The sequence below is a fragment of the Arthrobacter sp. C152 genome (genome assembly GCF_054890965.1).
Map to the genome: position 1 here is coordinate 47,196 of NZ_JBTZSU010000026.1, position 12,293 is coordinate 59,488.

Genomic DNA, 12,293 nt, shown 5'->3' on the forward strand with positions numbered 1-12,293 from the left:
TCTTGCGGGCTGTGGTGCAGGGGCGCGCCTAGGACAGCGCGCCGGTGATGCGGTCCGTGTTGGTGCGCATCATCTCCAGGTAGGTGGCGGCGCCGGAGCCTTCGGCGCCCAGGGATTCGGTGAAGAGCGGGACGATGGCGATGTCCTGCCCGGCCTCGGCGGCGAGCACGCTGGCCAGCCGTTCGGGCTGCGAGGAGTCGGCGAAGATGGCCGGGACGCGGGCGGTCCGGATGGTGGCGGTGAGCCCGCTCAGGTCGGCCGAACTCGGCGAGGCAAGCGTGGTGCCGCCGGGGACCACGGCGCCGATCACCTCGAAGCCGAACCGCTGTGCCAGGTAACCGAAGACGTGGTGGTTGGTCACGAGTTTGCGCCGGTCCGCCCCGATGGAGCCGAACCGTTCCTCCATCCAGGTCTCCAGCCCCGCCAGTTGCTGCGTATACGCGGCCTCCTGCGAGCGCAGTACGGCGGCGTCCACCCCGTCCACGTGGCTGGCCACGCCGCGGGCAATCGCCGCGGCGGCCCTGGCTGCCCGGGACGGGTCGGTCCAGAAGTGCGGGTCCACGGCAGTGACGCCGGGCGCACCGCCGGCGGCCAGTTCCCCCGGACCGAACGCCAGGGGTTCGACGGCGTCCAGCGCCGCCAGCGTCGGCACGCCTTCCGCGGCGGCAGCTTCCACGTGGTTGAGGACGCTCTCTTCCAGTCCCCCGCCGTTGTGGATGACCAGGTCCGCGTTTTCGATGGCCGCGGCCTGCCGGGCGGAGATGCCGAAGGAGTGGGGGTCGGCGTTGGCGCCCATGAGCACCACCACGTCAGCCTGGTCCCCCACCACGTTGCGGGTGATGTCGCCCAGGATGTTGGTGGTCACCACCACCGTGGGTCGCTGGGCGGCGGAGGAACAGCCGGCCAATGCCCCGCCCAGCCCGAGGTACCCAAGGCAAAGGACCAGGAGCAGCACCGCCGTTCGTGCCACCGGCCGCACGGCCGGATTGGCTGCCGGCCTGGCCACGAAACCAGGCCTCACAGCCCGGTCTCCAGCAGGAAGTCCGCCGCCGGAACGCCGAAGGTCCGGGCCAGGCGGAGCCCGTCTGCATAGTCGATCTCGTGCACCTGCGAACGGGAAGGGTCGCTGATGTAGGCGCGCGAGGCATCGACGCGCAGCTGCGGGACGTGCTCCGGGCCTGGTGGGAGCAGGGCGGCCCGGTCCGTGACCGCACCGGTGGCCGGGTTGAGGGCCAGCAGGGAACCGTCGACGCCGGCAGCCAGCACCCGCTTCCCGTCACCCACGGCGGACGCGGCCACGACGGCCACCGGCGTGGGCAGGTACGTCCAGATGCGCGCGGCTATATCCAGGTGCCAGACGCCGGAGTCCCCGGCAGGTCCGGCAAGTTCGCTGGAGCCGGGACGGTGCTCCAGGCGGGTGGCGGGCGGATGGCCCGCTCCGCCGTCGGGATACGGAATCTTCCCGGCAGCGAAGGTGCCGTCCTCCCCGGTGATGAGCAGGGCGCCGTCCGCGCACGCGAACACCACTCCGGCGCGGGTGGCGGCGTGGTGCGCCAGGCCGGCGCAGTCCTGCCGGCCCAGCACGACTGCGTCCGACGCGTCGCGGACCTCCACCCCTGCCGCCGTGGTGCTCCCGGCATCGGCGGCTGACGCGATGAAGTGGCCGGCGTACGGGACCACCATCCCCGACTGCGGAGACATGGTGATCCTGGATGCCTCGGCCAGCGAACCGGCGTCGAGGTCCTGGTGCCGGTACACCGACGCATAGCCGGCGGACCGGGAGGCCACGGCGATGGACTTGCCGTCTCCGGCCACTGCTCCCGGATCCGGCACCGAAAGCTCCCCCACCGGCCGGGGCTGCGCGCTGTAGTAGTGCTTGTGTTCGCCGTGGTCCACGGTCCACGCGCCGGTATCGAACACCCGTACCCCCGCCGCGGTGGTGAGCAGCGCGTAGCGGCCGTCCACCTGGGCGCCGCTGACCGGGCCGCCGGCGCCGGCGCCCGACGTTTCCTCGGTGGCCAGGGAGAGCAGCTGCCCTTCCCCGGTTCGGGCGTTGAGCGTGAGCAGGCCGGTTTGCGGATCGGGGTGTTCCTGCGCCCCGCGGACGTAGCCGTGCGGGGTGGCAGCGGGTTGGGCGGGGGCAGCGTCCGGCGCAGCGCAGGCGGACAGCAGCAGCGGAAGGGCGAGCAGGAGGATCGCGGGGTGGGGCACGGCTTGGTGAGGCACGGTCAGGGGTTCCATTTCCAGTGGTTCAGGCGGGCAGGTTTCGGACTGGCGGGCGGCGGACGGCGGTCCGGGCCAGGGCGGAGGCGAAGTAGGTCAGGGCGGCGACGAGGGCGATGGTGGCGCCCGCGGCGGTGGAGGCGTGCCACGAGATCCACAGGCCCGCCCCCACGCTGGCGGCGCCGAGCAGGGACCCGAGCACCATGGCGCCATGGACGGACCGGGCCCACACCAGGGCTGCCGCGGGCGGGGCGATGAGGAGGCCGAACACCAGCAGCGTTCCCACCACCTGGAATGACGCCGCCACCGCGAGGGTGACCAGCCCCAGCAGCACAAAGTGGGAAAGCCGGGGACGCAGCCCCAGGCCCGCCGCCTTCTGCGGGTTGAAGGCCGCGGCCAGGAATGGCCGGTGGCACAGGGCAGCCACCGCCAGGACAACCGCGCAGACCAGGGCGAGCAGCACGACGTCGTCCGTGCTGACCGCGAGCACGTCGCCAAAGAGCGTCCCGGTGAGGTCCACCGCAAAGGAGCCGGACGCGGAGACGATGATCACCCCGAGCGAGAGCATCACCACGAACAGCAGGCCGATGGCCGTGTCCTGCGGGACGCGCCGGTTCCGGGTGATCGCCGAGACGCCGGCCGCGGTCACCGCGGCGCTGACGGCCGCACCCAGCAGCAGGTTGCCGCCCAGCAGGGACGCGACGGCGATGCCGGGAAGGAGCCCGTGGGACATGGCGTCGCCCAGGAAAGCCATCCCGCGCACCACCACCCACGTGCCCACCACGGCGCAGAACACGGCGACCAGGCAGCCGCCCAGCATGGCGCGCTGCACGAACGAGGCGCCCAGGGGATCAAGTAACCATTCCATCGCGGCCCAGCGTATCTTAATAAGAATGATTCTCAACAATGGAGGGCGCATGATGATGTTCAGCGGGGTTGGCTATGCCTATCCGGACCGGCAGGTCCTTGAGGGGGTGTCGCTGGCGTTGGCTCCCGGCACGCACACGGCGGTGGCCGGGAGGAACGGCTCAGGAAAGTCCACCCTGCTGGCACTGGCCGCGGGAATCCTCAGGCCCTCCCGGGGAACGGTGGACGTGGGTTCGCGCCCGGCCTTCGTGATGCAGCTGCCGCGCACGCCGCAGGCCATGCCGGTCACCGTCCGGCAGGTGGTGGCGATGGGGCGCTGGCCGCACCGCCGGGGCCTGCTCCCGCTGCGCGCCCGGGACCGCCGGGAGGTCGACTCCGCCATGGAGCGGATGGGCATTGCAGACCTGGCGGGCCGGCAGTTCCGGGAGCTCTCCGGCGGGCAGCGGCAGCGGGCCCTGCTCGCGCAGGGGCTGGCGCAGGGTGCCGGCATCCTGGTCCTGGACGAGCCCACGGCAGGCCTGGACAGCACGGCGCACCTGCTGGTCCGGGCCGCCGTCGAGCATGAACTCCGGCGCGGGGTGACGGTGCTGGAAGCCAGCCACGACCCCCAGGACATTGCCCGGGCGGACCGGGTGGTGACGCTCGACGGCGGCCGGGTCGCCTCGGACACGTGGGGCGCGTGCACTCCTGCCCGGTTACCTGCCGCGCCGGGGCTCCTCCGCCCCGCAATCCCGGGAACGTCTACGGGCCAGGACCGTGCGGGGAGGATGTAACCGGGCGGGACCGCACAGCCGCCGCGGCCTGGACAGGCAGGTAAGTACACCCGGCCGGAGCCGCGGAAAAGTAGAGTACCGGCTACTCGTGCTGCGGCCGCGGCTCCGCCATAGATTCAGGGAAACCCGCGGCACCGGCGTCGCGGCGCAGCGGATGGGGGTAGATGGTGGCAGGTGGTCCAGCTGACGACGGGCAGGGCCGGCAGGGATTCCTGCTGGACCTGGTGACGGACACCGACGACGACGCAGGGTCCCTGTCCAGGCTCGCCTGTGCTGCCGCCGCGGCACTCCGAAGAACGTCGGACACGGAAACCGGCTGCGCCGTCACGCTGCACCGCCCGGGCTCCGCGACCCTCAGCGCCGGCAACGCCGCAGGCCCGGCAGCCCTCGCGGATGCAGAAGCCCAGGGGGACGGCCCCACCTCACCGGGCGCGCTGTCCCGCTCCGCCGTCATCGGCAGTACCGATTCTTCGTCCCGCTGGCGGGTGTTCCGGCACCGGCTGCGGGACCACGGCTACGGCGCTGCGCTGGCAGTCCCCCTCCGCCTCGGCCGCGAAGGATCCGGTTCGCTGCTCTTCCTTGTTCCGGCAGGGTGCACCTTCAGCCCCAGGCAGGTCCACGAGGCCGACGTCTTCTCCGACGTGGCCTCGCAGAGCCTGAAACTTGCCGTGGACGTGCACGGCGTGAACCGCGCAGGCGACAACCTCAGGGAAGTCCTGGAGGGAAGGACGTCCATCGATGTGGCGTGCGGGGTGATCATGGCGCAGAACCGCTGTTCGTACGCGGAGGCCTTCGGCAAGCTGGCCAGCGCCTCACGGCAGCGGAACGCGAAGGTCCGCAGCGTGGCCGAGGGCATCCTCAAGGCAGTGCCCACGGCCGCCCTGGCAGCCCAGCTGGAGCCGCAGACCTTCGCCTGAGTTCCCTCGGGAAGGTGCCCGGGTTCCTTCGGGTAAGTTTTAGTGCCGCGCCCGTGCCCGGATCAGTCCGGCAGCCACGAGGCCCGTGGCCCCCAGCGTAGCCAGCATGCCGCCCAGAGCCACAAAGTAATCGGTGATGGTCATTGTCCTGCGCTCCTTCGTACTTCGTTGTACTGCCTGATGGGCCCAAAACTACGCCCGCACCCTGCGCGTTTTCTGAAGGATCGCCAACGGTTTCGGTCAAGATCAGGTAAAGGTATGGCTGCGGAGTTCCACATGCGTGACCTCCCGCTCTTCTGTTTGCCGGCCGCTTCCGTATTATTCAGGGATGTGGACAAAACAAAGCCAGAGCTTCTGCCCCGTGTGCGGCAGGACCACTAACCACGTCACGCACTTCCAGAAGGACGACGCCGGCGCTTTGGTTGCGAGCGTAAGCTGCACCGAGTGCCCCGAACCGTCCGGGGCGGCGGCCTGAGCTTTCGGGTGCAGCCAAGCCGGCTTCGGAGCGCCTCAGCGTCTATGGCGGATGGTGAAGAACACCGCCAGGGCGGCCGCCTGGATGACCGTCAGGGTGGCGGCCAGAATGAACACTGACTGCTCATAGAGCAGCCCGATCAGGAAACTTCCGGCCAGCCATGCCAGGCCGTAGCAGGCGGTGAACATGCCGTACGCACTGCCGCGCCGCCCGGCCGGGGCGAGCCCGGCGACGGCTGCCCGCATGGTGCTTTCCTGCACGCCCATCGCCGCTCCCCACACCAGCGCCCCGGTGACGGCGAGCGCTGTGCTGTCGCTGAACCCCAGCCACGGGACGGCCGCGGCCAGGACGGGAAGCGCCACGAGGACCTTCAGCCCCATCCGGTCGAAAAGCCATCCGGAGGCGAGGGCGGCCACGGCGTCGACGCCCATGGCCACCGCGTAGAGCACCGGGACCAGCGCGGCAGGCAGGAGCCCGGTGGACACCAGGTGGAACGAGAGCAGGCCAAACGTGGCGTAGCCGAACATGGTGAGGCTGCTGAACACGGCGTAGATCCAGTACTGCCGCGGCATCGGTGCCGGTTTCAGCGGAGTTTCCGGTGCGGCCGGTTCCGCAGCCGCGTCGCCACGCGCCAGCCCGCCCGATACCGCCGTCTCGTAGACGCCGGGGTCGGGAACCTGCCGCTTCAGTCGGAAAAGGATCAGCATGGCCGCGAGCCCGGGAACCGCCAGCAGCAGGAAGCCCGGGCCGTAACTGCCGCTCAGCGCCAGGGCCGCACCCACCAGGAGAGGTCCCACGAAGGCGCCCGCCTGGTCCAGCGCCTCATGCAGTGCAAAGGCCTTTCCCCGCCCGAGCCCTGAGCCGGCTTCCGCGAGCATGGTGTCCTTCGCCGGGCTGCGCACCGCCTTGCCCAGGCGCTCGGCCAGCACCAGCAGGCACGCGACCCACAGCGCATCGGTGATGCCCAGCAGCGGGACGGACAAGGCGGTGAGGCCGTATCCGCCCAGCGCCAGCGTCCACCGCAGCGCGGGCCGGTCCGCGAGCCGCCCGAACACCAGCCGCAGCACCAGGGCCACGGCCTCCCCCGCGCCGGTGACCACGCTGACCAGCAGCGCCGACGCTCCCAGCACACCCAGGAACGGCCCGGTCACGCTGCGGGCGCCCTCGTACACCATATCCATCAGCGCACTGACGATCCCGAAGGCCAGGATGAAGCGGATGGCGGTCATCGGCACCACGGGGGCACCGCCGTCGTTATTCCTGGGACTGGCGCCGGAACTCATGGGCTGCCGCCTGGACCCATGGCTACCGCTGGTACTCAGGCCGGCGCCCGGCCGCCGGAACCCCGGCAGCAGCGGGACGCGGTTTCGGGGCCCCGGCGCCCCCTGGCCCAGGCCGGGTCACCGCCAGGACAATCCCGATTCCGGCCAGCGAGGACACCATGGCCGAACCGCCGTAGGAGATGAACGGCAGCGGCACGCCGATCACCGGCAAAAGCCCGCTGACCATGGCGACGTTGATCACCGCCTGCCCCAGGATCCACGTGATCACGCTGCACGCCACGATTCTCGAGAAGGTGTCCTGGGTGCGGGCGATCGTCTTGAACACGGCGATGGCCAGGATCGCGAACAGGCACAGCACCAGCAGGGTCCCGGCCAGGCCCAGTTCCTCGCCCAGGATGGTGAAGATGAAGTCGTTGTGGGCTTCCGGGATCCAGTTCCACTTCTGCCGGCTCTGCCCCAGGCCCAGCCCGAACCAGCCGCCGGAGGCCAGGGCGTAGGTGCCGTTCGTCGCCTGGTATCCCACGCCCTGCGCGTCCTCGGCCGAGCCCATGCCCAGCCAGGAGAAGATGCGTCCCATCCGGTTTCCGCTCGTGGCCGCGAGGACCAGGGCGATCATCACGCAGATCAGGCCCGCAACGGAGAACACCTTCATCCGCACCCCGCCGTAGAACATGGTGGCGGCGAGGATCATCATGATGATCATGGTGGTGCCGAGGTCGTGCCCCAGCGCCACGATGCCCATGATCAGTCCGCCGGCCGGCAGCACCGGGACCACCGCGTGCTTCCACTGCCCCAGCAGCGCCTGCTTCCGGTCCAGGATGGCCGCGCCCCACACAATCAGCGACAACTTGGCGAACTCGGACGGCTGCGCGGTGAAGCCTCCGACGCTCAGCCAGTTGCGGTTGCCGTTCACGGACATGCCCAGCGGGGTGAACACCAGCACCAGGGCCAGCAGGGAGCCGATCAGCAGCGGCCAGCCGAGCTTGCGGATCCGCTGCACGGGCAGCCGCGCGAGCACCAGCATGATCACCACGCCGGCCACGGTCCACATGGCCTGCTTCAGCGGGAGGTCGTACGGATTGTTTCCTGCCGCCACGGATTCCACGGACGACGCCGATGCGACCTCCACGAGGCCGATCGCCGAGAGTGACAGGACGGCCGCCAGGATGACCGGCCGCAGGCGGCCTGGAGAGTCGTCGGCCAGCAGGAACGCAAGGGTCCGCTTCCGCCGCCGGGGTGCACGGACCTTCGCCGGCTGTTGTTGTCCTGTATTCATCTGTCCGTTTCCTCGCCCGCGGCTGCAGGCTTCCCCCATCGCCGCTCCACGTCCGGAGCGGGCACCACCGAAGACATAGGGTACGCCTCCCGGGCCCGGAAAGCGTGACGGCGGGGCCGCTTCCGGCCCGTTCTGAGGGAATTGCCAGCTTCGCCCTGTAGGCTCGTCCGACACCTGCCCCCTTCCAAAGGTTATTTTGCTGTGCTCGGACCCAAGAATTCCCCCGGCCCGGAGCAGGACGGCACGGAGCATACCGGCTCCGGCCCCTTGTCTTATCCCGGCCAAGGCGAGCTGTTCGCCGCCAGTACGTCCCGCCGTCGTGCTTCCCGCCGGAAGCCGCGCTGGGTCAAAGTCCTCACCGCCGCCGTGGCCGTGATGCTCCTTGGCGTGCTGGCGTTCGGCGGCTACTGGGTGTGGCGGCTGCAGTCGAACCTCAGCACCTCAGAGCTGACGGCCGGCGGCCAGCGGACCGAGGGCACCGCCAATGACAGCACGGACCGGCTGCAAATCCTGGTCCTCGGTTCGGACACCAGGAGCGGCAACAACAGCCAGTACGGAAGTGCGGAGGACTCGTCCGGGTACGGGCAGTCGGACGTGATGATGCTGCTGGACATCTCGGCGGACAACAAGCACGTCAACGTCATCAGCTTCCCCCGCGACCTGCTCGTGGACGTCCCCGCGTGCACCGATTCCAAGACCGGCGAGAAGTACCCGGCGCGGCAGGACGCCATGATCAACAGCGCCATGGCCCAGGCCGGGATCGGCTGCGCGGTGGACACCGTGAACAAGCTCACCGGCCTGGAGGTGGACCACTTCATGATGGCGGACTTCAATGCCGTCAAAGAACTCTCCAACGCCGTCGGCGGCGTGGAGGTCTGCGTGAGCGACGCCGTCAACGACCCCGATTCCGGGCTGCACCTGCCCGCCGGCACCTCGCAGGTGCAGGGCGAACAGGCGCTGGCGTTCCTGCGCACCCGGCACGCCTTCGCCAACGGCGGGGACCTGGGCCGGATCAAGGCGCAGCAGGGCTTCCTGGCCTCCCTCACCCGCAAACTCAAGTCCGAGGGGACCCTGGCCAACCCGCAGAAGACGCTCAGCATCGCCGACACCGTCACCAAGAACCTGACGGTGGACTCCGGCCTGTCCTCGGTCCCGTCCCTGCTGACCATCGCCAACCGGCTCAAGAACATCGACCCCGCCAGCGTCAACTTCATCACGGCGCCCACGGTCCCGGCGCCCGAGGACCCCAACCGGCTGGCGCTGGACGAGCCGGCCGCGGCCAACTTCTTCACCGCGCTGCGCAACAACCCGGACCTGAGCCAGCCCGCCGCGCCCACGGAATCTGCCGCGCCGGCGCCCACGACTCCGGCGGCGCCTGCCTATGACAAGTCGCTGCAGCCGGTTTCGATTGCCAACGGCACCGGCGTGACGGGCCGCAGCACGGCGATCGCCGGGATCCTCTCGCAGGCCGGCTTCACCAACCTGACCAAACTGCAGGCCCAGGTGCGGGACCAGACCATGGTGTACTACGGCGCCGGGTTCGAGGACGTGGCAACAGACGTGGCGGCACTGTTCGGACTGCCCGCAGGCAGCATCCAGCAGGTGGGCAATGTCCAGGGCGTGCAACTGTACGCCGGCACGGACTTCGCCACCGGCACCAAACCCGCCGCCCCGCCGTCGTCCACCGACTCCTCGGGCAGCGTGGTGGCCCAGACCGGCAGCGACCAAACCTGCGAATCCACCAACCCCGCGGGGTACTAAGGCCGGCGCCGCCGGTCAGCTGACGACGCGCCGGCACAGGGCCTGGGGCGTTGCGCTGAGGTTGGCGAACATCGTTCCGGGACGGATGGCCACCACCTCCCAGCCTGCCTTGGCCAGCTTCTTCAGCTCCTTGGCCTGCTGCCGCGGTCGGCTGTCCACGGGGATGGTGACGTACTCGTACTCCTGGTTGTTGTCCATGCTGAACCTTCTTTCAGTGACCCCGTTGCTGGGCCGGGGACGGTTTCGTTGCGTGGGCCGGTGGCGTGGCAGCCGGCCCGCTGGTGGCATTTCCGGATCGGCCGGGCGCGTTCTCTGCGGGAGCGGGAAGTTCCGGAAGCCGGGCGGGCGACACGGACGAACCCGGGTTGCCGGCAGGTGTTCCGTGCTCGGGTGCCGGCCGGCCGGAGTGGCCGTGGGTGACGGCTTCCACCACCGTGGTGATGGTTTGTTGTGCTGTTTCGCGGAATCCGGAGTCTGTTGCGGCGACGGCTGCCGTCCCCGCCCCGGTGGAGGCCGCCACGATCAGCGCCGTGACCACTGTCCGGCGGTGCTTGCGCCGCGCGTCAAGGCTGATCGGGGTCCGTGACATGAGGGCATCCAGCCGCGTGGAGGGAGCAACCGGGGGCCCATCCGCTAAGGAGCGCAGGTCCCTGAGGGCGACCTTCAGGCCTGGGTCGTCGCCCCAGCCTGATTCCAGGAGCAGTTCATCGACGTTCCGTTCGTCAAAAGGTGCGTGGCCGGGGCTCATCCTGGCACCCCGCTCTCTACGGTGAGCTGTTTCCTGAGGCTGGCCAGCGCCCGGCGCTGGAGCTGCATGATGGCCGCCGGCGATTTGCGCATGATCCCGGCCACCTCGTTGACGGACAGTTCTGCGATGATGCGCAAGCGCAGGACTTCCCGGTGGTCCGGGCTGAGGCCTGCAAGCATCGCCACGGCGTTGGCTTCGGCGTCGCCGTCCACCACCTGTTCCTCCGCCGACGCGCTCCTGCGGTGATCCCGGCCGGGGTCATATTCCACAGGATCGGCGGTTTTGGCGCGCCGCCGGTGGTGGTCCACCAGCCGGGCGTGGGCGATGGAGAAGACCAGCACCCGAATGCCCTCGGCTCCACCGTGGACCGACCCCAGCTTCGGGTAGAGGGCCAGGAAGACGTCATGCGTGACGGCCTCGGGATCGTCCACTCCCCCGGCACGCAGGTAGCCTGCGACGGCCCGGGACAGGGATTGGTAGACGTCGGTGAACGTCAGCGCGCGGCCGTCATCGCCCGGCGCCATGTAGCCGCCAGTGTTCCGCCGCTGCAACCGCGCCCACGACATCCTGCGCCCCTTGCTTTAGGGTTCCCCTGCGGCGGCAGGCCTGTGCGAGGCTCCCTTGCTGGCCTGCGCGGTGGCTGGCTGGGACTTGCTGGCCTGTGCCTTGCTTACCTGGCCCTCGCGTGCCTGGTCCGGCGTCGTCCGCTGGGTCGACGAAGGGTCCGCGTCCGGGTTCTCCTGACTGTCCCGGTTCTCCTGGCTCTCCGGTTTTCCTGGCTTGTCTGGCTTGTCCGGCTTGTCCGGATTTCCGGGGGCGTCCGGACGGTGCTTGGCGGATTCGCCTGGCGCCGGCACGGACTTGCAGTAATCGGCGATTCCGCCTCCGCCCGCCGCGGCTTCAAGGGACTTGTAGGCCGTAGAGGCCGAATTGAGTCCCCCGTTGGTAAAAGCAGTGCAGAGCCCAAACGCGGCAGGGCCCGTCGCGTCCGGACCTCCGCCGGCCGCATCTGAATCCGTTTCCGGAGCGTCCGCGGCCTTCATTTGCCCGGGCGCGGGGGCATTGATCAGTTCATGGGAGCCCTGCTGAAGCGGTGCCGGGAGCACCCCGGTGTACGCCGCTGCTGCGCCCCCGGCGGCAATGGTTCCTCCGGCCAGCAGCCCCGCCGCTATTTTGCTTGACACCATAGCGGTGAAGAAAGACATGTAGCCCTCCCAACTCAAAAGTCCTGACAGTGCCCGTGGACAGCCCGTCCATGCTCAGGTAATCGCCGGGGTGACCCGAATCTGACGCAGAAAGCCGAAAGATTCGCTCAAGTCCGTCGGAGTGTGGATTCGGCCGAAACGGCAACGCACCGGAGAGGCTGTGTACTCGTCGCACCCTGGATGCCCCTTCCGATGAGGTCGGCTGCCGGGCGCGGAGCATCGCGTCCGATGGCCGGATTCTATGGAAGGAGCAGGGCCCAACAAACGAGTAGCGGGTACCCGAATTGTTCGGCCACCCTGGCCGGTTGGGTGCACCCGTACTCAGCACTTTGGCCCGTCGTCAGCAGTGTGGGCAGGACACACGGCGGGAAGTTACCGCTCCCAATTGCTTGGACAGGAGATTCACGTCTACCAGTCGGCCTGGATCCAGTGAGGGCGCTGGTGGGCGCCGCCGCCCCCGTCATGCCGGGGCGTGCAGGAACCGTTCGAGGGCTTCTTCTCCCGGGGAAGAGCTGAAGTAGACAAAGTCCGGCGGCTTCGCGCCCTGGTTCAGCAGGCCCGGGGGCCAGTGGGGTGGTTCCCAGTCCTGGTGTTCGCTGGTGTAGTGGCGGCCGGTGGGTGAGGTCCAGCCGGGTGGTTCGTCTTTCGTGGCCGGGGTGGGTTCTCAGCCGGTGGTGTGGCGGAGTCTGTGGTGTTTCCGGCAGGGTTGTCCCAGGTTGCTGATGCCGGTGGTGCCGCCGTTGGCCCAGGCGAGGATGTGGTCGG

General features: G+C 69.7%; 12 protein-coding genes and 1 pseudogene. 3 read left to right on the top strand and 10 right to left on the bottom strand.

Annotation, left to right across the window (positions count from 1 at the left end; translation table 11 throughout):
• Positions 1-28: 28 nt before the first annotated feature.
• From aztC to aztB, 3 genes are read right to left on the bottom strand one after another with little or no spacing between them, the layout of a single operon-like run.
• Positions 29-1,006 (bottom strand): zinc ABC transporter substrate-binding protein AztC, encoded by a 978-nt coding sequence (gene aztC, locus ACYSM9_RS16020; protein ID WP_461857949.1) that lies wholly within the window; start codon positions 1,004-1,006, stop codon positions 29-31.
• Positions 1,007-1,017: 11 nt separating this feature from the next.
• Positions 1,018-2,226, bottom strand: coding sequence for a hypothetical protein (locus tag ACYSM9_RS16025; RefSeq protein ID WP_461857950.1), 1,209 nt, complete (start codon positions 2,224-2,226; stop codon positions 1,018-1,020).
• 25 nt (positions 2,227-2,251) lie between these two features.
• Complete coding sequence (aztB, locus tag ACYSM9_RS16030; protein WP_461857951.1) at positions 2,252-3,091, bottom strand: zinc ABC transporter permease AztB; 840 nt, start codon at positions 3,089-3,091, stop codon at positions 2,252-2,254.
• Between the two features lie 49 nt (positions 3,092-3,140).
• On the opposite strand from aztB, the gene aztA reads away from it, so the two are divergent.
• Together aztA and ACYSM9_RS16040 are read left to right on the top strand one after the other, a co-directional pair.
• The gene (aztA, locus tag ACYSM9_RS16035) at positions 3,141-3,863 is read left to right on the top strand and encodes a zinc ABC transporter ATP-binding protein AztA (RefSeq protein WP_461857952.1); all 723 of its coding nucleotides are present in this window, start codon (positions 3,141-3,143) and stop codon (positions 3,861-3,863) included.
• Between the two features lie 164 nt (positions 3,864-4,027).
• A complete protein-coding gene (locus ACYSM9_RS16040) occupies positions 4,028-4,780 on the top strand; it encodes a GAF and ANTAR domain-containing protein (RefSeq protein ID WP_461857953.1) in 753 nt (250 codons plus the stop codon).
• Between the two features lie 510 nt (positions 4,781-5,290).
• Here the strand turns inward: ACYSM9_RS16040 and ACYSM9_RS16045 are convergent.
• Positions 5,291-6,538, bottom strand: coding sequence for an MFS transporter (locus ACYSM9_RS16045; RefSeq protein WP_461857954.1), 1,248 nt, complete (start codon positions 6,536-6,538; stop codon positions 5,291-5,293).
• 22 nt (positions 6,539-6,560) lie between these two features.
• Entirely contained in the window at positions 6,561-7,814 is a 1,254-nt protein-coding gene (gene ftsW / locus ACYSM9_RS16050; RefSeq protein ID WP_461857955.1) for a putative lipid II flippase FtsW, read from the bottom strand.
• Positions 7,815-8,189: 375 nt separating this feature from the next.
• Between ftsW and ACYSM9_RS16055 the strand changes: the two genes are divergently transcribed.
• Complete coding sequence (locus ACYSM9_RS16055) at positions 8,190-9,575, top strand: LCP family protein (protein WP_461857961.1); 1,386 nt, start codon at positions 8,190-8,192, stop codon at positions 9,573-9,575.
• Positions 9,576-9,590: 15 nt separating this feature from the next.
• On the opposite strand, the gene ACYSM9_RS16060 is transcribed toward ACYSM9_RS16055, so the two are convergent.
• The 5 genes and pseudogenes from ACYSM9_RS16060 to ACYSM9_RS16080 all read right to left on the bottom strand — a co-directional run.
• The gene (locus tag ACYSM9_RS16060; protein ID WP_461857956.1) at positions 9,591-9,773 is read right to left on the bottom strand and encodes a DUF4177 domain-containing protein; all 183 of its coding nucleotides are present in this window, start codon (positions 9,771-9,773) and stop codon (positions 9,591-9,593) included.
• Between the two features lie 13 nt (positions 9,774-9,786).
• Positions 9,787-10,323, bottom strand: a complete 537-nt coding sequence (locus tag ACYSM9_RS16065; RefSeq protein WP_461857957.1) for a hypothetical protein — start codon at positions 10,321-10,323, stop codon at positions 9,787-9,789.
• On the bottom strand, positions 10,320-10,847 hold the full coding sequence (locus ACYSM9_RS16070) for an RNA polymerase sigma factor (protein ID WP_461857958.1): 528 nt from the start codon (positions 10,845-10,847) through the stop codon (positions 10,320-10,322). Before ACYSM9_RS16070 ends, ACYSM9_RS16065 begins: the two co-directional genes overlap by 4 nt.
• 57 nt (positions 10,848-10,904) lie before the next feature.
• Positions 10,905-11,528 (bottom strand): hypothetical protein, encoded by a 624-nt coding sequence (locus tag ACYSM9_RS16075; RefSeq protein ID WP_461857959.1) that lies wholly within the window; start codon positions 11,526-11,528, stop codon positions 10,905-10,907.
• Positions 11,529-11,988: 460 nt separating this feature from the next.
• Positions 11,989-12,293 (bottom strand): annotated as a pseudogene (locus ACYSM9_RS16080) (HNH endonuclease signature motif containing protein); the annotation flags it as partial.